Source organism: Rhizobium sp. 05N49, from assembly GCF_056396805.1.
In genome coordinates this window covers 146255-163106 of record NZ_JBFTME010000014.1, presented here as the reverse complement: position 1 = coordinate 163106, position 16852 = coordinate 146255, and the positions used below count along the sequence as shown (strand labels likewise).

The following is a 16852-nucleotide window of genomic DNA, read 5'->3' as shown; positions in this document are numbered from 1 at the left end:
GGATGATATGGGCGCCGGTCTCATCGAGATAGAAGATGCCGTTCGGCTGCTTGAAGAAGTTCGGCACCGGGCCGGACACTTTGGGCGGCGCTTCGACATTGGCCGCTATCAGCTCCCTGCCATCCTCGACATAAAGCCCCAGTGGCGTGAAATCCTCGCGGTACATGCCGGCATTCATGGCAAAGAGAAGCCGCTGTCCTTTGCCGGCAACAGCATCGGCGACGCCTGAAAACCTGCGATAGGGCTTGCCCCCGGCATCCTTCCAGAACAGGCGCAGATCCGCCTTTGCGGGATCGACGCTGCAGACGATATAGCTGCCGCCCTCGAAATTCTGGCGCGTGCAGGGATCGGCAGGCGCCGGCGCGCCAGCCGCATCGGGCGCCTCGGCCTTGGCGCCAAACGCACCGGCAAGGAGCATGGCAAAGGCGATTATGGTGCGAAGCATGGCATCTCCCGACTCGTGGCTGATAATTCGTAGCTGATGACCGGGAAAGAAGGCGAGAGCGGGGAGCAACTTAATCTCTGCCTGCAAAGCTTGCCTTATGCGCACGCTGACCGACCTGCTGCACTGGAATTGCCCTGCCGCCCGCAACTGCAGGTACTCAATATCCTGCATATCCCGTTCTGCGTTTGTTAACCAACTGCCACCTAGGGTCGTGCCGTTACTCTTGAGGCAAGCATGACGCTCTGCAATCAACTGGCGCTCCAGGCCGATGATGGCTGCGGGCGATCCTTGAGGAAGCACCATGACATTTATTTCATCTATTCATAGTTCGGCCGCCCTGACCTTGCTGAAGGGCATTCGCTCAAATCAGGAGCAGGATCCGACGTCGCCGGACGGGATTCTCAGTGCTGCAACCGCGGCTGGTCTTTTGCCCGGCCCCCTGGATGCGAGCGGAAAGATCACCCGGATCCTGCTGGAGAGCGGCGGGCAGTTGATCGCCGGCGGCGTCAATGCCGGTCTCGTCGGCACGGATGGCGATGATATCATGAAGGGCGGGCTCGGCTCCTCGTTCAGCGGCGGCGCCGGAAATGACTACATCGACGCCGGCGGACTCAACAACATCAGCGGTGGTGCGGGCAATGACACGATCGTGACCCGCGGCTGGTCAGACATCAACGGCGACAGCGGCGACGATCAGATCACGGCTGCCACGACCCACAACACGATCAGGGGCGGAGCCGGCAACGATATCATCGAGGCGGGTTCGGCCAACACCATCGATGGCGGAGAAGGCGACGATCGCATTACCGCAGGCGCAAGCAATGTCGTCACCGGAGGAACGGGCGACGATATCATTACTCTCACCGCCAGACGCTCTGAAATGGGCAGCAACATCCCGACCGAAACAGGCTCGCTTATCAAATATGCGGCCGGTGACGGCAAGGACAAGCTGAACCTTGTCGGATCGGACTCGACGCTCGAGCTCGGCGAAGGCATCTCTGCGGAGAACACCCATATCTCCATCACCGACAACAGGGCGACCATTACATTCGATGGAAGCGACGGCGACAGCATCACCGTGGACCTGACGCCGGATTCCGCCCTGACGGTGAAATTCGCCGACGGCAGTTTGCAGCAGATCGCCTTCGATCCCGGCAAGGATTACAACTGGCAGCTTGATCCGCGGGAAGGGATAAAACATCTGCAGGCAATGCTGCCGACAGCCAAGGATGTGCCCGATCTCGCTGTCGTTGCCGCAGTCCGGGCTTATAGCCAATCCTGATGTGTTGAAACCAATCAGTTGTGGCCATAGTCGGCCCATTGCCGCGTGCCCGTCGCCTGCGGGGCGGGCATGACGCGTGGCGATGCTGTCTTTCCGCTGTCGGCGCCTGCAGCTTACCTTAGGGAAAGCGGTAGGAAGAAACCATCCAAGCGAGCCTTACGTAACGGAATACATCATTGAAACTTCTCGGTTTTCCCGAAAATCGTCATCAACCGGTCAAATATCACCCGATTGGGGGTGGCGATTATCAGGCTAACGGCTAGGGTGGAAGCCGGCCTTGTGGAGCTGGGCCGACTTGACGCAACCTTGGAGGCCGTCTCTCCCGACGAGCCTCTTTTTTTATGCCATGCGCTTCCGCTGCGAGCGCCGCTAACTCGGCTGTCGTTGCGCGGAGGCCTAAACCCTCTATCCTGGGCTCATCAGCTGCAGGCGCTCGCATTCACTGTCGGGCATCCTTTTCCGCAACAGCCGGGACATCAGCCATGACGATCGAGATTGCCGATTGGTCGCCGCTCTGGTCGGAGAAATTCCGGGCGAAGGCCGTGGATATTCGCCGGGCGCTTGGAAATGTCGCGCTGCGGATCGATCATATCGGCTCCACCGCCATAGCGGGCATGGCCGCCAAGCCTGTCATCGATATGCAGATTTCCGTTGCCGGATTCGAACCGTTCGAGCGGCTGCTGATGCCGCTCAATGCCATCGGCTATGTGTGGCGGCAGGACAATCCGGATCGCGCCAAACGTTATTTTCGTGAAAGTCCCGATCAGGAGCGCATGCATATCCATGTCAGGCGTTCCGGCAGCTGGCACGAACAATGGGCGTTGCTGTTTCGCGATTACATGCGCGCCCATGCAGCAGAACACCCTGCCTATATCGCGCTGAAGCACGCGCTCGTCGCTGCCCATGGGGACGATCGGAAGGCCTATACGGACGGCAAGGCCGATCATCTCTGGGCGGTGATCCGCCGGGCGGACCGCTGGGCGGCCGAGACGGGCTGGGCGCCTGCACAGTCGGACGCGTAGGCGGTGCTGCGCGGATGAGCCAGACTATTTGGCGTGAATACCCAGCAATTCGAACTCGTCGATCAGGCCGACCACCTTTTCGCCGTCGAACGTCTCGGCGCCGATGATGCTCTTGCCGTCGTATTTCTCGGCCTGCAGGATGATGACGTATTTGTCTTCCTGGCGGAAATAGCCGTATTGCGGGATTTCGATGTCGATCGGCTTTCCGTAGTTCCTGGCATCCTCGCCGGTGGCAAAGATCGCCGTTCCGTTGTCGACATCTTCAGGGGCGGCACTGCGGCCGATCAGGAAGCCCGAGCTCGGCAGGTCCGGCCATTTGGCCGCACCGCTGAAAAGCAGGGAGGCGCAAAGCGCGATCGCAAGCGCTCGGATGGTCTTCAAATCAGTTGCCTTTGCCATGGTCCACTCCTGCCGTGCAAGGAAGGGCGAGGGGAGCGTCATCTAAGGAATCCTCCCTGCAGCCGGAAGTTCCCAAAAACCGTCGGTACCGGTGAAGGCTTCGAGGGCCTATTCCTGTCGCGGGGTCGGCGCTTTCATGTACTCGCAGATGTTCGTGAAATACAATGTCTGCCCGTTATGTTCGGCTTTCGACAGGGCAAACTCCCAGACGGCGAATTTGTCGTCATTGTAATAGAAGGCCGCGCTCAGGAAAGCGTCGAGGCGGCCGCAATCGCCCACGCCGGCGCCCGTGTAGATGGACAGGGTCTTCTCCTTGAGCTTACCCTTCAGCACCTTGTCGATCTCGAAATCGCCGCGCGTCAGGGGTGTTGGCGGCTCATCACCCTGCGAAAGCGGCAGATCAACGCCGAATGTCACCAGCTTCATGCGGCCTCGGACCACGAGGTCGGCGCTGGAAAACTGCTCCTTCTGGGAGATTTTCCGGCAGCTGCAGGCGGCGGCCTGCGAGGCTGTCAACCCGAGAAAAAGCGATGCGAAGACTGCGGCTGCGGCATGACATGACTTCATCGACATCCCCATTGAAAGAACGCACCCCTAGCGCCCGACCGCTTCTAGGCATGATTGCAGAAAATGGCGGGTCGATGGCGGAGCAGGACAGTCTGCGTGATCTTCCTGAAAGGGGCATGCAGCGGGCTTTGCGCCGCCCTGGCAGCTGTTTGTTTTCTTTCGATGCGGCAGTCTCTCAGGCGTAGCCGGTGGCCGGATTCCGCAATTCAGAATTGACTTTCTCCGGCCGCCCTCGGGACGGTTCGGCGCAACTGTGCTGGAGCAGGTCTTGGCCTGGCCGTTCAGCCGGCGTCCGCCTCTCGCGTCATCTCGACCATCGTCGGGCGGAAGCCCATCGCGCTAAAGAGGCTGCGGGCGACGTCATTGCGGTGGGCGGTCGAGAGCACGAAGCGTTCGGCGCCAAGGGATTTCAAGCGGGCCATCGCCGCTTCCAGCAGCATCCGGCCGACACCTTCGCGGCGGCGGCCCGGATCGACGAAGAGATCGTGGATGACGCCCGCCGGTCCGCGAAGCGACATGTAGTCGAAGCCCTCCGATGCGGCATAGGCATATCCGAGGAGGCCGCTGTCGTCTTCGGCGACGATCACGATGACATCGGGCTCGGCGAGCTGGCTCTTGAGGAACTGCCCGTATCTGAGCGGGGTGCTCTTGGCGGCTTCGATGAAGCGCCTGGGGTCCAGTTCGTGATGGAGGGCAACGAGCAGGGCGCCGAAGCCGCCGAGAATATCCATGTCGGCCGATGTGGCGGGGCGGATCCTGACTGCATGTTCAACCGGCTTTTTCGCCATATGGGTTCCAGTGGTCTTGCAAATGGAGGCGCGGGAGCGGCGCCCGGATCCTTCCTACATCGCGGCCGGTTCCAAGGCCATATGCCGCGTGGGCGAGGAGCCCGCCCTGTGCGGTCAGCCGCCCCTGCGAACAGTTGATAGCCACCTGGTCACCAACCGTTCGAGGAGGACGCCGAGCAAGGTTGAATGGTGTCGGAAAGCCGGAGGCGAATCGCGGCAAGGAGGCTCACGGACAGGGGTGGCGCACCGCAGCACGCCTGCCAACGGTCGGTAAACGAATAATATTCCATATAAAAATCAGTATATTACAACAGAAACTTGCAGGTGATTCGAAGTTTTTGTGCCTAAATCTGTTGCCAAATTTAAAATTGACCTTATATTGCCGTTATCGACCATTGCTTGTGACGTCGTTGCGGAGCTATTTGCTCTCGTCAGATTTCCTTCCAAATAATCGACCCAAGCCCGCAGGGTATCGCGGGAAGTTTCAACGGTTGCTTTGAAAGGAGATCGTTATGAATACAGGTACAGTCAAGTGGTTCAACGCCACCAAGGGTTTCGGTTTTATCCAGCCGGATAACGGCGGCACCGACGTTTTCGTCCATATTTCTGCAGTTGAACGCGCTGGCCTGCGCTCGCTCGCAGACGGACAGAAGATCAGCTACGAAATCGTGCAGGACCGCCGTTCGGGCAAGAGCTCTGCCGACAACCTCCGCGCTGAATAAGAACTTGTCACGACTTCGCGCGACCACGGATGTACTGGCGCGCGGAGACGTTGACCGAGGCCAGGGCCTGGCCTGAAAAAAGTCAGGATCTGGGAAGGTCGGGAGCAGTCCCGGCCTTTTATTTTTCATTGCATGAGGGTAGAACGGCATGGCATATCGTCGTTACAGTCCGGGTGACACCATCATGCTCAAGCATGGTGTTCTCGGCGGCGCGCAGCCCTCGGGCTCCGGCGACATTCTGTCCATTCTGCCGGCCGCGCAGGGCTTCGTCCACTATCGCGTTCGGTTTCAGAACGAGAATTTCGAGCGCAGCATCCGCCAGGATGACATCGACGTCCAGGCATCACCTTCGTCGCCTTCGCTTCCAGAAGCAGAGGCGGCGCCCGAAAAGCCGAAATCGAGCTGGATCAATTCGAACGTGATCCGCATCAGGAAGTAACAGCAGCTACGCTGATTAAGGAGAAAACTTGCAGGTACTCGTCCGAGACAACAATGTCGATCAGGCCCTCCGCGTGCTCAAGAAGAAGCTGCAGCGCGAAGGTGTGTTCCGCGAAATGAAGGAACGCAGCGCCTATGAAAAGCCGTCGGAAAAGCGCGCCCGCGAAAAGGGTGAAGCGATCCGCCGCGCCCGCAAGCTCGCCCGCAAGCAGGCGCAGCGCGAAGGCCTGCTGCCGGCACCGAAGAAGAAGGTGATTGCTCGCGGCCGCTGACGCCTTCCCGGTCTCCCGTTCCATCGACAAGGAGGAAACATGACCGAGACGAAAGACACTTTCTTCAAGCCCGAAAAGCTTTCGCCGCAGGCGAAGGCCGAGCAGACGACATCTGTCGCCAAGGGTATCCTCGAAAGCGAAGCTGTCGCTAGGCAGAAGAAGACCGAAAAGCTGCGCGCGCTGAGGCTCGCGCAGGAGGCGGTCGAGGCGCCGCCGAAAAAGCCGAGAGCGGGCAAGAAGGCATAGGTCTCTGTGCCTCGCCTTGCCATGGCATGATAAAGCGGTGCTCTCTGGAGCGCCGTTTTTTGTGTTTGGTGATGGCGCCGGGCCTCATGGAGGCCRCCAACTCATTGCAGGCCACATTTCCAGAGCGATCACGAAAAGGCCGGGGTTTCAAAGCCCGGCCTTCTGAATGATGGCGATCGGTTGCGGATTTCAATGCAAGGTGACGGCTCGCTCCGGCACGGCGATTTCTTCCTCTGCGAGGCCGCTGAGTGCGACAATGACCTCGTCGATGGACCAGCCGACGCTCAGAGCATGGTCGATCAGCTGGTGGAAGTCGGTTCCGAGGTATTCCTTGCAATCATCAAGACGATCTGCCGAAATAATGATTGTGCGTGAATTCAGGACCTTGGTCATGGCCTTATCCTTTGCTGCGACTATAACCGGCGCGATCGGTTATAGTTCCCGCTTCACAGCATGTTGTTGAATGAATACTTAAGAGCTTGCGAACTAGTTCCGGTCCCGGGAGCGGGAAACCTACCCGCGCCGGAAGTCCGAACGCAGGTGGCTGTAAAGTCGCAGCGCGAATCCAATGCTCGGAGCGCACCAGAAGACAGCGACTAGATAGGCGATCACCGTTGCGCCCAGGCATTCGCTTTCACCGGTCGCGCAGGTCGGGGCGACCATAATCGAATGAAGGCAGAGCGTGCCTGCGGCCAGTGAAACAACTGCAACCGCGATTGGCAGCCAGAGGCTTTTCGCACGCCCGATGGCCAGGGCGGCAATGAAGACCGCCATGAAGGGAAGGGATGCAATCCAGAAGAGGGTCATCAGGCTCTCGGGGCAAGGTTCTTCGCATGGAGCCTATTCTGATTTGGCAGAACGGCAAATGACCAACATGCACGAGCCCAGGCCCTGACATGCTCGCTGTCAGGGCCTGCACCCGCATCTCACCCAGCTCCGTTCAGTTCCTGACCTCGAAGATCATGTTGAACGGTGTCTCGCTGGCGCGGCGGAAGTGGTGGTATCCGGCATCCAGCGCCACCTTGCGCAGCTTCATCTCGCCTGCCTGCGCGCCAAGCCCGAGGCCGACTTCCTGGGCCATGGAGGCGGGCGTGCAGATCATTGTCGAGGCGCCGTAATAGACGCGGCCGACGGGGTTGAGGTTGTCCTTCAGCCCGTCATGGGCGAAGGGCTCGACGATCATCCAGGTGCCGTCCTTTTTCATCGTCTCGCGGATATGGCGGCCGGCCCCGACAGGGTCGCCCATGTCGTGCAGGCAGTCGAACATGGCCACCAGATCATAGTCGCCGGCCGGAAAATCCTTGGCCGATGCCTTGCTGAAGGTCACGCGGTCGGCAACACCGGCGTCCTTTGCGGCGCGCTTTGCCCGCTCGATCGACGGACCGTGATAATCGAAGCCGTGGAAATGCGATTTCGGGAATGCCTGGGCCATCAGGATCGTCGAAGCGCCGTGGCCGCAGCCGACATCGGCGACTTCCGCCCCGCTTTCCAGCTTTTCCTTCATGCCCTTCAGCGCGGGGATCCACTCGGTGACGAGATGGCTGTTATAGCCCGGCCGGAAGAAGCGCTCGGTGCCGCGGAAGAGGCAGGTGCTGTGCTCATGCCAGCCGAGGCCCTTGCCGGTGCGGAAGGCATCCTCCACCTTCGGCTCGTCCATCCACATGGACTGCACGATCTCGAAGGCGCCGCCGAAGAAGGCGGGGCTTTCCTCATTGGCGAAGACCAGCGCCTGCTCGGGCGTCATGGCGAATTTGTTCGAGGCCTCGTGATAGGTGATGTAATCGGCAGCCGCCATGGCGGCGAGCCATTCGCGCACATTGCGCTCTGTGAGACTGGTCGTTTCCGCAAGCTCCATCGACGAGCGCGGCCGCCCGTCCATCATCGCCCGGAACAGGCCGAGATGATCTCCGAGCACGACGAGAACGCCCGATACACTGGCGCCGAGATCGCCCACGAGGCGACCGACGAGTGCATCGACTTTCTGCATGTCAGGTTGCTGCATATCGGTTTTCTGCTTATCGGTTTTCTGCATGGCACCCTCCTCAAGATGCGCCAGCCCCAGTCCGACAGTTCGACCCGCTGATGATTCTAGGCCGGAGCGGCAGGCAGTCAATGCTGCATTCGGGTTAGGGGACCGGCGGGTTAGGGGAGCGGGTGAAGATGTTCCGCATTGAAACGTCACGTCAGGCTTTCCGGAAGTTGCGGCCGGTCTTCGGACCGATGCTGTCGGGACGGGAGAAATGCCGACTGAAATCAGCCCTCCAGGAGCACCAGCCAGGCCCGGAAATTAAGTGCCACGCTGTCCTTTCCGCGGTATAATGACGCGCGGCGGATGCAGACGGAGGTGAAGCCAATGAAGAGGCTCTCAATCATTGCCCTGTCGCTGGCAACGGCGCTGGCGAGCGCACTGCCGGCCGAGGCGTTTCCCACCATGGCCGCCGCCCCTGATGTCGCGGCACAGCAGGCGCAGCTGGTACGCTACCGCGGTTACTATGGCGGCTATCACGGCGGCTACTATGGCGGTCACGGCGGATACTACCACCACCATGGCGGCGACGGCTGGGGCTGGGCGCTCGGCGGCCTGGCCGCAGGCGCGATCATCGGCGGAATGCTGGCGCAGCCCGGATATTACGGCTCCGGATATTATGGCTCCGGCTATTATGATCCCGGCTACTACGGCGGCTATTCCGGTCCGTACTATTACGGCTCGACGCGATATTATGCACGACGCTACTATTATCCCCGGACCTATTATTATCCCCGGGCCTACTATGGCGGCAACGGCCATGTAAGCTGGTGCTTTGCGCGTTACCGGTCCTACAGGGCTTACGACAACACGTTCCAGCCCTATCACGGCCCACGGCAGGCGTGCGTCTCGCCTCAATATTGATAGCCGCTGACAGCGTGAAGATCGCGACAGGCTTCAGGGAAGTTCGATTTCGCCTTCTACCACGTGGTTGAGGCCGGTGCCCTCCGCCGTCAGCGTCATGCGGACCTTCAGCTTCTTGCCGCCGATCTGCGCGTCGCGCACCGTCTCCTCGATCTTGCGCTGCGAGGTCACGCCGACTTCCTTCAGGAACTTGCGGATGGACATGTTGAAGGCGTCTTCGCTCATGATGAAATCCCCCATGTGATGAAGGGATTGTACGGGAAGGCGGCCGGTCGGGAAAGCTTGACGGGATGTGCGGTGGCGATAATCAGCGCGAGCCGGGAGATCGACTGATCATCGCATCGGGAAGCACAGCCTGAAGCGGCCCGCCCGTCCCAGGGATCGGAAGGGCGGGCCGCCATCGGCTCGCGCTATTTCAGCGGCAGGAACAGTTCCACGACGACCTCATGGACCGGCACATCAGGGAAGAAGGAGAAATGCCGTTGGCAATAGATCGGGAAGTCGCGGGCTTCCTCGCCGCTTGCCGGAAGCCAGTCCCGGTAGAGATAGAGGGCTGCAGGCTCCAGGTTGTGGGTATCGTGGACGACGCGGATGACCGCGCAGCGGCCGGCCGGGATCACGCCCGATTTCATCACCTCGTCGTCGGCATCGATCGGCCGGTCGGTGCCGACACGGATGTCCATGCTGTAATCGGCCGGATTGGCGGGGATCCTCGGGGACCGGAAGATGTTGAAGGTGGGGCTTGTCTCGGGTGACAGGCCCGCGGCCTTGCGCCAGGCGATGAACCGCTCGATGCTGGTGCCGAGATTTGCCCGGTCGCCCCGGTGTTCCAGGATCGCCACCGGGGTTGGCGGCACTTCGCGGATCGTCACGTCTTCTTCTTCATAGGTTATCTGCATGAGCTTGCTCCTTGCGTTTTCGAGGGGCCTGAAGGCGGCAAGCCACGGAGCCCAGTCGGGCGATCTCCGGAACGAGGAAGGCGATTGCCCGAACCGTTGCCGAAAGGCGCGGGCAAAGGCATCCGGTGCACCGTAACCGGCATCCATTGCTATGTCGGTGACGCTCTGGTCGCCGTTTGACGCCAGGTGGTGCGAAGCGCGCTTCAAGCGGGCGAGCTGGACATAGCGATGCACCGACAGACCGAAGGTTGCCGAGAACTGCCGGTGAAAGTGAAACTTCGAAAAGGCTGCGATAGCGCTCAGCGCATCCAGGTCCAGATCGTCATCCAGATGCCGGTCTATGTGATCGAGCACCCGCTGCATCCGGGCATGGTAGTTTCGAAGCGCCGCCTTCATCATTCCGTCCTCCGTGGCGGCTCCAACTAAACGCGGGCAGGGGCGATCCGCTCGACCGATCTTGCGGTTTTGGCGGAACCTGCGGAACAGGCAGGCCGGTTCATGGATGATCGGCGTCGTAGCGCAGGCGGTTGTCCTCGATGCTGCCCCTGTTTTCGGCCGCCCAGTCGGCCAGGTGGCGGACGGTTTCCGACAGGGAATGGCCGAGCGGGGTCAAGGTATATTCGACCTGCGGCGGGGTGCTGGGGTGGACGGTTCTGGCGATCATGCCGTCGCGTTCCAGCGTCTTCAGCGTTCGCGTCAGCATCTGCTGCGAAATGCCGCCGACCTGGCGCTTCAGCCCGTTGAAGCGCAGCGCACCCAGGCGCAGTGCGACGACGACCTGGATCGTCCATTTGTCGCCGACCCGGCTGAGGATTTCGCTGACACCCCTGCAGTCGGCGCCTGCCGGCCTTGCAGTCACATCCATCTGACCAGCTCCCAAAGATATGCTTTTGACGGATAATTTTAGGTCCCATAAATGGCCGTGGTCAACATCTGAGACCTTGTCTCGCGGCGAAGCCGGCGGGAGGGTCACCACCAGGAGACCACCATGAACCTCTTCTACTATCCCGGCGCCTGCAGCCTGGCCGATCATATCGCGCTGATCGAGGCCGGGCTTGCCTACAGGCTCACCAGCATCCGGCATGACAAGACGACGGAGGACGGGCGCGATTTCCTGTCGATCAACCCCAAGGGCTACATTCCCACGCTCGAACTCGAGGACGGAGCGATCCTGACGGAGAACCAGGTCATCCTGGCCTATATCGCCGAGACGAGCGGCAAGCTCCTGCCCGGGGACGGCATCATACGCTGGCGCGCGCTCGAGGCGCTCGCCTTCATGTCGTCGGAGATCCACTCACGGTACCAGCCCTTCTTCCGGAATTTCCCCGAGCCGGAGAAGGAGCGCGCCCGCGAAAAGCTCGCGCAGGCCTTCGCCATCCTTGCCGGCCAGATGGGCGACAAGACGTTCCTGGTCAGCGACGAGATGACGATTGCCGATTGCTACCTGTTCTGGGTGCTGACGGTCGCGCCGAGGAGCGGCGTCGAATTGCCGGAGGCGCTCGGCAGGTTCCTCGCCCATATGCGAACGCTGCCTTCGGTGACGCGAGCCCTTGCCGAGGAAGGGCTCGGCTGATCCGGCGGTCCGGCTGGCCGGGGAGCGCGCGCAGCCGGCCAGCCATTCTTCGCGCGGGCGGCCRCTCAATCCAGGAGGACGACAGCCTCGACCTCGAAGAGCATGGGGTCGATGGCGAGTCTCGGCACCGGAACCAGCGTCTGTGCCGGCAGCCTGTCGCCGAACATGCGCGTGACGGTCTCCGTCAGTATGCCGAGCTTCGACATATCGTGGCCGACCACGTAGACGGTCAGTTTCACGACCTGGTCGGGGCGGGCGCCAAGTGCCGCGATGACGGCGGCGAGGTTCGCATAGGCCTGTTCCACCTGGGTGGCGAAGTCAGGCGAAAGAGCGCCGTTCCGGTCGTAAGCGCCMTGGCCCGAGATGAAGGCCAGCCGGCCGGCGGCAGGGGCGATGACCGCCGTGCTGTAGCCGTGCGGTGTCGGGTCGTGAAGATGGGAGGGGTTGACGATAACAGGCGTTGCGGTGGGGGCGGGGGCTTGATGGGATGTCATGGTCGGTCTCCTTGTCGGGTTGCCATGACACGCCTAAGGTAAATCGGTGCCAGATTTTGGCACCGAATTTGCTGGAACCAACAAAGGCCACCAGGCCTGCGTCAAACTTCTCCAGACGTATGGGATTTCAAGTTTCGCTCCCTTGCGAAAATCGAATTTGCTGCTCCTTCTTGAAGGATGAGCATTTCCGCGATCAACTCCGCTGCCTTTGTCTCCGAGGTGCTGCGAGGCGCACAAGTCTGGGGTATCAAAGACAAGGACGGCTTCCCGACCTCGACAAACGCGTCTGGCGAAACCGCAATGCCCTTTTGGTCGTCGGAAAAGAGGGCGATGTCGATAATCGAAACCGTCCCGGCATACCGCCATTTCAAACCGGAGCCGATTTCGTTGTCGGCATTCATCGAACGGTGGCTACCAGGCTTGAACAGGGATGGCCTCTATTGTGGTCTCAACTGGTCCGGTGAGAGTGCAACGGGATACGATCTGTCTCCAACAGATTTGATGGCTCGACTGGTCGTGGCCGAAGGAAAATCCTAATTTCGCCACACAGCGAATATGTCCAAGTCGCCTAGGGTGCGCAAATGAACATCCGCCTCAGACACGACGCCATCGTGCGCATCCTCAGGCGCAACGGAAGTTCGACAGTCGATGATTTGGCGGAGGAGGTGGGTGCTTCCAGGCGAACGGTACTGCGCGACATCGGGGCGCTGCGCGAGCAGGGTTTTCTCATCCATTCCGAATCCGGCCGGGGTGGCGGGCTGCAGCTCGACCCGGAATCGGTGCAGACCACGGCCCGGCTCTCGGTCACAGAGGTGTTTGCGCTCCTGATCAGCGTGGCGGCCATGCGCGCGGCACGCTCCCTTCCTTTCTCCGATCTCGCCGATGCCGGGCTTGCGAAGATCGAAAAGGCGCTTTCGGCAGAGAAAGTGCGGGACCTGCGCCGGCTTCTCGACTGCCTCTATGTCGGGCAATTGTCTCCCAGGCAGGATATTTCGGACATTGGCTCGATCGATTCCGGGCTGCTGCCGGCCTTCGAGACGGCATTTTTGCAGCGGCTGCATCTGCGGTTCCGCTACCGTGACGCCAGGGGAATGGAAACGCTGCGCGAGGCCGAACCGCAGGCGATGCTCATTCTGCCGCCACTTTGGTATCTCGTCGGCTGGGATACCGCGCGCGGGGATTTCCGGCATTTTCGCATGGACCGGATCAGCGCGCCGGAGATCGTGGAAGGCACGCAGTTTCGTCGAAGGCACGTGCCCTTCGAGGATGATGTCTGTCCGTTCAGCGAAATGGCGCGTTGAGCATCGGCGAAGGGCCAGGGCAGAAGCCGAATATCTGAGATGCGGGACGCCGGACGGCTGGCTCGACGACAACTCGACCCTTGATACAGCAACGGCGGCCGTATGCGTTTCCATGGTGCCCGCATTGCGGTCGGCCCTAGCTTGAAGTTGCCCGTCAAACCTTTAGTTTCGACTAAAATAGTCGCAGGGACATGCAGGCAATGACTGGCAAAGCCGTTCACTCGTTCGAGATCGTCGAAGAAGTGGCCTCGGATGCGGGGATCTATACTTGGGATATCGTCAGGAACCTCGTCTTCGCGGACAGCGCGCTCGCCGAGCTTTTCGGCATGGATGCCGACGCCACGGTGCGCGGTCTGCCGCTGGAAGACTATCTTGAGCGTGTCCATCCCGATGACAAGCCGGATCTCGCAAAGACGATCTCGCAGGCGATCGTCGCCGAAATTGCCCAGCAGAACATCTATCGCGTCCAGGGCAGCGATGGCCGCTACCGGACGGTCGCGGCCTTCGGCCGGGCCTTTCGCGACCAGAGCGGTTCGCCCGTGCTCTATTCCGGCATCGTCGTGCCGGTGACCGATTGCGAGAATGCCAAACCGGTGGCGCATTAGACGGCTGTCGCCGTCAATTCGCGCCGGTCGAGCCTGCAGTTTGTCACCGCTCGCTGGCAATGTGGCCGAGTTGCCGCGTCTTCGGCCTTGCTTGCCGGGCTAAGGGGTTATCGCACCGAAACTCTTCACATATGCGCCGATTTCAGCCCTGTTCCGGAGGATCATTTTGGACCCCGCATATGTATCGAACAACGTCTTGTGCGCTGAATAGGAGGTCGACGAGTTTTCGCGCTGGCGATACTCTTTTATCCACTCGATCAGTTCTCTGAAACCTTCCTCGGTGCCACCACCCTGAATGCCTCTAGCTGTTGCATTCGCGACGCATTCATCCTCTGGAAGGTCGATCCACACTAACGTCGTCGCTCGCCCCAACACACTCTTCGCTAGCCAGCCATAAACCCCTTCCATCAACCAGGTTTCTGCTTTTGCAGCTTCAACGACCTCGTCGAGCACAAGTCGATTATCGCGCGCTATGCCATATCCACCCGGCTCCCAACGCAAATCATCGAGATGAATCGGTGCACGGCCGATCAAGGTGCCAATCTGGCGGGCGAGCCAGCTCTTGCCTGTCCCGCCATTCCCGAAGATTAATATCCGCTGAAGTTCTTCTTGCTGGAGTGGAGACATGTCTTTTCTTCCGAGCGGCGCAGTTGCGGCGGAAAAGATCATGAAAACAAAAGGACGGCAACTGGCGCATGATTTTGCTGCGTCTTCTCGCCGGTTCTCGGCTGCGCAAATCTCTGCGACAGCCTTCACACCTCTTTTCGATGCGGCACGATAGGATCAAGCCGAAAAAGGTGCTAAGCGCGCCAGCCAGACAATGACAGGAGTGCAATTGTGAGCGAACTGACCGTAGCGGATGCAACAAACCGCATCTATGAATCGCTGCATGCCGATAATGCCGACCTCGACACACACATCGCTGCTCTCAAGGCGGCATTGGCTCGGGCGGGTGTGAAAGAAGCGGTATTCGATCCGGCCAGGCTCGTGCAGAACAACCGTCAAGGCAGGAAGCTGATGCAGGCTTATTTTCGCCAGCGCGGCGTGACGGTGAAATACTCGGCCTAATGAGGCCGGCTGACCGGCATAGCGGCAAATAGAGCTTGCGAGAGGCCACTTTACGGCGGCCTCTCTGGCGTCGTTGGAAACCTGACGGGCGCTGTCAGCCGTTTTGAACTGCAGCGGCGGCTTTGCGGATCACATCGATGACGACGTCGCCGCTGATCGGTTCCGACCTCCTTCTCGGACGCGCGGACGGTATGTTTCAGCAGGATGTCAGCCTCCTGCTTGCCGCTGACGACTGCGGTCTGATCCTGATGACCTATCGCGGCGTGAGGCGCTCCTCCCAGAGCGTCGAATGAGCGTCTCGCTGATGGTGTCGAATACGATGTGTTCGAGATTCTATGAATTCGCTGCGCGACGGCGGCGATGTGGTCGAATTGCCCGTTTCCCGACCTTGCCGGCGGCCCGATGATGGATTTGGCTGGCGACCATAGCCATCAATGGGAGCCAGCATGACCAGCCTCGATCGATGGACCGTCCACACGCCGATGTCCGACCCCGGCCAACAGGCGCAGGCTATCGCAGCTCTCCCTGACGAGGTCGGGCATCTCGCCGGCATCGTGCAGGGCCTCCTGGTGCATTCCAGCTGGCTCGGGGACTATGGTCTCGACGCCTCGAAGCTCGGGCCGGGCGCGCGCCAGACCCTGCCGATCGCCGAACGGCTTGCCGACATCATGCAGCGCGACGACCGTCCTCTCGCCCAGGCGCGGCCGGCCGACAGGCGATCCGTCGGTACATGCCGGGATTTCGCACTCATGCTTTGTGCATTTCTCCGGAGCAAGGGCGTTCCCGCGCGTGTGCGATGCGGCTTCGCATCCTATTTCTCGACGGAGTGGGAAGATCACTGGATCTGCGAATATCGGGATGGCGGGACGGGCGAGTGGCAGCTCGCCGACGCACAGATTGACGCGATGCTGAGAGGCAGGAAACGCATTGAATTCGACGCTGCCGACATGCCGCGCAGCGCTTTCCTCATGGCAGGGGAAGCCTGGCTGAAATGCCGCCGCGGAGAGGCCGAACCCGCAAGCTTTGGCCATGGCGGCACAACCGGTCTCTGGTTCCTGAAGATCAATGTCCTGCGCGACCACCTTGTCCTGAACGATCGGGAGACCTCCGAGTGGGATCGCTGGCGCGAGGCGCCGGAGGCAAGCCGGCAGGTGCCACCCGAGGAGCTGGCATGGCTGGATGATCTCGCCGCCCGCCCGTATCAGTCACTCGTTGCCCGCAAACCGGACTGGCTGGCCTAGGTATGGTTACGTCGCTGGAGACACCTGCTGTGCTGGACGATCAAAAAACGAAAACCTAAAAGAGATCGACCCCAAGCCCGCGTTTTGAAGGAGGAGAAGAAATGGAGCGTATCGAGAGGGAAGTGAGGGGCGGCTGCCAGTGCGGGGCCGTGCGCTACCACGCAACCGCGATGCACGACAATTCGCATCTCTGCCATTGCCGCATGTGCCAGAAAGCCTCGGGCAACGTCTTTGCCGCGCTTGTCGCCGCGCCCGACGATGCGCTCACCTGGACTCGCGGCAGGCCTCAAGTCTGGAAGAGCTCGGAGCTTGTCGAGCGCGGCTTCTGCGCCAATTGCGGCACGCCCTTGTTTTTCCACCACCTCGAAAACGGCCGCACCAATCTGATGATCGGCTCGCTCGACGATCCGCACGCCTTTCCGCCGCATGCCAGCACCTGCACCGAGAACATGGTGGGGTGGTTCGATACGATCACGGGCATAGAAAATACCGGTGCGACCGAAACCAACGGTGCCGACTGGGCTGCGGCGATCAAGGAGAGCAGCAATCAGCACCCTGACCACGATACGAGTTCATGGGCGGTCAAGGGGGCGTGAGGGC

At 60.7% G+C, this 16852-nt stretch carries 25 protein-coding genes and 2 pseudogenes; 15 read left to right on the top strand and 12 right to left on the bottom strand.

Annotation, left to right across the window (positions count from 1 at the left end; genetic code table 11):
- Positions 1–445, bottom strand: a pseudogene (locus AC1DF8_RS25515) (phosphodiester glycosidase family protein); the annotation flags it as partial.
- Between the two features lie 301 nt (positions 446–746).
- Here AC1DF8_RS25515 and AC1DF8_RS25510 point away from each other — a divergent pair.
- Together AC1DF8_RS25510 and AC1DF8_RS25505 are read left to right on the top strand one after the other, a co-directional pair.
- Entirely contained in the window at positions 747–1727 is a 981-nt protein-coding gene (locus AC1DF8_RS25510; protein WP_478155504.1) for a calcium-binding protein, read from the top strand.
- A 482-nt stretch (positions 1728–2209) separates the two neighbouring features.
- The gene (locus AC1DF8_RS25505) at positions 2210–2749 is read left to right on the top strand and encodes a GrpB family protein (protein ID WP_183846379.1); all 540 of its coding nucleotides are present in this window, start codon (positions 2210–2212) and stop codon (positions 2747–2749) included.
- A gap of 24 nt (positions 2750–2773) precedes the next feature.
- On the opposite strand, the gene AC1DF8_RS25500 is transcribed toward AC1DF8_RS25505, so the two are convergent.
- The 3 genes from AC1DF8_RS25500 to AC1DF8_RS25490 all read right to left on the bottom strand — a co-directional run bounded on the left by AC1DF8_RS25500 (position 2774) and on the right by AC1DF8_RS25490 (position 4503).
- Positions 2774–3148 carry a hypothetical protein gene (locus AC1DF8_RS25500; protein WP_162728585.1) on the bottom strand — a complete coding sequence of 125 codons (375 nt, stop codon included), beginning with the start codon at positions 3146–3148 and terminating at the stop codon, positions 2774–2776.
- A gap of 108 nt (positions 3149–3256) precedes the next feature.
- A complete protein-coding gene (locus AC1DF8_RS25495; RefSeq protein ID WP_478155503.1) occupies positions 3257–3715 on the bottom strand; it encodes a hypothetical protein in 459 nt (152 codons plus the stop codon).
- 281 nt (positions 3716–3996) lie between these two features.
- Positions 3997–4503: a GNAT family N-acetyltransferase gene (locus AC1DF8_RS25490; RefSeq protein WP_113116351.1), complete on the bottom strand. Its 507-nt coding sequence runs from the start codon at positions 4501–4503 to the stop codon at positions 3997–3999.
- 512 nt (positions 4504–5015) lie between these two features.
- Here AC1DF8_RS25490 and AC1DF8_RS25485 point away from each other — a divergent pair.
- The 4 genes from AC1DF8_RS25485 (at position 5016) to AC1DF8_RS25470 (ending at position 6181) form a co-directional block, all read left to right on the top strand.
- Positions 5016–5225: a cold-shock protein gene (locus tag AC1DF8_RS25485; protein WP_112546522.1), complete on the top strand. Its 210-nt coding sequence runs from the start codon at positions 5016–5018 to the stop codon at positions 5223–5225.
- A 148-nt stretch (positions 5226–5373) separates the two neighbouring features.
- Complete coding sequence (locus tag AC1DF8_RS25480) at positions 5374–5664, top strand: cold-shock protein (RefSeq protein ID WP_112546523.1); 291 nt, start codon at positions 5374–5376, stop codon at positions 5662–5664.
- Between the two features lie 28 nt (positions 5665–5692).
- Positions 5693–5935 (top strand): 30S ribosomal protein S21, encoded by a 243-nt coding sequence (gene rpsU / locus AC1DF8_RS25475; RefSeq protein ID WP_112546524.1) that lies wholly within the window; start codon positions 5693–5695, stop codon positions 5933–5935.
- A gap of 39 nt (positions 5936–5974) precedes the next feature.
- Positions 5975–6181: a hypothetical protein gene (locus AC1DF8_RS25470; protein ID WP_112546525.1), complete on the top strand. Its 207-nt coding sequence runs from the start codon at positions 5975–5977 to the stop codon at positions 6179–6181.
- A 189-nt stretch (positions 6182–6370) separates the two neighbouring features.
- Here the strand turns inward: AC1DF8_RS25470 and AC1DF8_RS25465 are convergent, their stop codons facing one another.
- From AC1DF8_RS25465 to AC1DF8_RS25455, 3 genes are all read right to left on the bottom strand, one after another.
- Positions 6371–6574, bottom strand: coding sequence for a hypothetical protein (locus AC1DF8_RS25465; RefSeq protein WP_478155502.1), 204 nt, complete (start codon positions 6572–6574; stop codon positions 6371–6373).
- Between the two features lie 120 nt (positions 6575–6694).
- A complete protein-coding gene (locus AC1DF8_RS25460; protein ID WP_478155501.1) occupies positions 6695–6988 on the bottom strand; it encodes a hypothetical protein in 294 nt (97 codons plus the stop codon).
- Positions 6989–7121: 133 nt separating this feature from the next.
- Positions 7122–8183, bottom strand: coding sequence for a class I SAM-dependent methyltransferase (locus AC1DF8_RS25455; protein ID WP_112546684.1), 1062 nt, complete (start codon positions 8181–8183; stop codon positions 7122–7124).
- Between the two features lie 351 nt (positions 8184–8534).
- Between AC1DF8_RS25455 and AC1DF8_RS25450 the strand changes: the two genes are divergently transcribed.
- Positions 8535–9071 carry a BA14K family protein gene (locus AC1DF8_RS25450; RefSeq protein ID WP_478155500.1) on the top strand — a complete coding sequence of 179 codons (537 nt, stop codon included), beginning with the start codon at positions 8535–8537 and terminating at the stop codon, positions 9069–9071.
- Between the two features lie 33 nt (positions 9072–9104).
- Here the strand turns inward: AC1DF8_RS25450 and AC1DF8_RS25445 are convergent, their stop codons facing one another.
- The 3 genes from AC1DF8_RS25445 to AC1DF8_RS25435 all read right to left on the bottom strand — a co-directional run bounded on the left by AC1DF8_RS25445 (position 9105) and on the right by AC1DF8_RS25435 (position 10835).
- A complete protein-coding gene (locus AC1DF8_RS25445; protein ID WP_478155499.1) occupies positions 9105–9296 on the bottom strand; it encodes a DUF6494 family protein in 192 nt (63 codons plus the stop codon).
- Positions 9297–9481: 185 nt separating this feature from the next.
- A complete protein-coding gene (locus AC1DF8_RS25440) occupies positions 9482–10366 on the bottom strand; it encodes an AraC family transcriptional regulator (RefSeq protein WP_478155513.1) in 885 nt (294 codons plus the stop codon).
- A gap of 100 nt (positions 10367–10466) precedes the next feature.
- Complete coding sequence (locus AC1DF8_RS25435; RefSeq protein ID WP_478155498.1) at positions 10467–10835, bottom strand: winged helix-turn-helix transcriptional regulator; 369 nt, start codon at positions 10833–10835, stop codon at positions 10467–10469.
- A gap of 123 nt (positions 10836–10958) precedes the next feature.
- Here AC1DF8_RS25435 and AC1DF8_RS25430 point away from each other — a divergent pair, with 123 nt between their 5' ends.
- Positions 10959–11543 (top strand): glutathione binding-like protein, encoded by a 585-nt coding sequence (locus AC1DF8_RS25430; RefSeq protein WP_478155497.1) that lies wholly within the window; start codon positions 10959–10961, stop codon positions 11541–11543.
- 65 nt (positions 11544–11608) lie between these two features.
- On the opposite strand, the gene AC1DF8_RS25425 is transcribed toward AC1DF8_RS25430, so the two are convergent.
- On the bottom strand, positions 11609–12037 hold the full coding sequence (locus AC1DF8_RS25425; protein ID WP_478155496.1) for a RidA family protein: 429 nt from the start codon (positions 12035–12037) through the stop codon (positions 11609–11611).
- 177 nt (positions 12038–12214) lie between these two features.
- On the opposite strand from AC1DF8_RS25425, the gene AC1DF8_RS25420 reads away from it, so the two are divergent.
- The 3 genes from AC1DF8_RS25420 to AC1DF8_RS25410 all read left to right on the top strand — a co-directional run bounded on the left by AC1DF8_RS25420 (position 12215) and on the right by AC1DF8_RS25410 (position 13943).
- On the top strand, positions 12215–12574 hold the full coding sequence (locus AC1DF8_RS25420; protein ID WP_478155495.1) for a DUF2750 domain-containing protein: 360 nt from the start codon (positions 12215–12217) through the stop codon (positions 12572–12574).
- Positions 12575–12618: 44 nt separating this feature from the next.
- The gene (locus tag AC1DF8_RS25415; protein ID WP_183846370.1) at positions 12619–13338 is read left to right on the top strand and encodes a helix-turn-helix transcriptional regulator; all 720 of its coding nucleotides are present in this window, start codon (positions 12619–12621) and stop codon (positions 13336–13338) included.
- Positions 13339–13538: 200 nt separating this feature from the next.
- Positions 13539–13943 (top strand): PAS domain-containing protein, encoded by a 405-nt coding sequence (locus AC1DF8_RS25410; RefSeq protein WP_112546687.1) that lies wholly within the window; start codon positions 13539–13541, stop codon positions 13941–13943.
- Between the two features lie 99 nt (positions 13944–14042).
- Here the strand turns inward: AC1DF8_RS25410 and AC1DF8_RS25405 are convergent, their stop codons facing one another.
- Complete coding sequence (locus tag AC1DF8_RS25405) at positions 14043–14699, bottom strand: P-loop NTPase family protein (RefSeq protein ID WP_478155494.1); 657 nt, start codon at positions 14697–14699, stop codon at positions 14043–14045.
- 78 nt (positions 14700–14777) lie between these two features.
- Here AC1DF8_RS25405 and AC1DF8_RS25400 point away from each other — a divergent pair, with 78 nt between their 5' ends.
- The 4 genes and pseudogenes from AC1DF8_RS25400 (at position 14778) to AC1DF8_RS25385 (ending at position 16848) form a co-directional block, all read left to right on the top strand.
- Positions 14778–15011: a hypothetical protein gene (locus tag AC1DF8_RS25400; RefSeq protein WP_112546535.1), complete on the top strand. Its 234-nt coding sequence runs from the start codon at positions 14778–14780 to the stop codon at positions 15009–15011.
- 146 nt (positions 15012–15157) lie between these two features.
- A pseudogene (locus AC1DF8_RS25395) lies at positions 15158–15301 on the top strand (DUF3237 domain-containing protein); the annotation flags it as partial.
- Between the two features lie 156 nt (positions 15302–15457).
- Positions 15458–16252, top strand: coding sequence for a transglutaminase-like domain-containing protein (locus tag AC1DF8_RS25390; protein WP_478155493.1), 795 nt, complete (start codon positions 15458–15460; stop codon positions 16250–16252).
- A 101-nt stretch (positions 16253–16353) separates the two neighbouring features.
- Positions 16354–16848: a GFA family protein gene (locus tag AC1DF8_RS25385; protein ID WP_478155492.1), complete on the top strand. Its 495-nt coding sequence runs from the start codon at positions 16354–16356 to the stop codon at positions 16846–16848.
- Positions 16849–16852 lie beyond the last annotated feature (4 nt).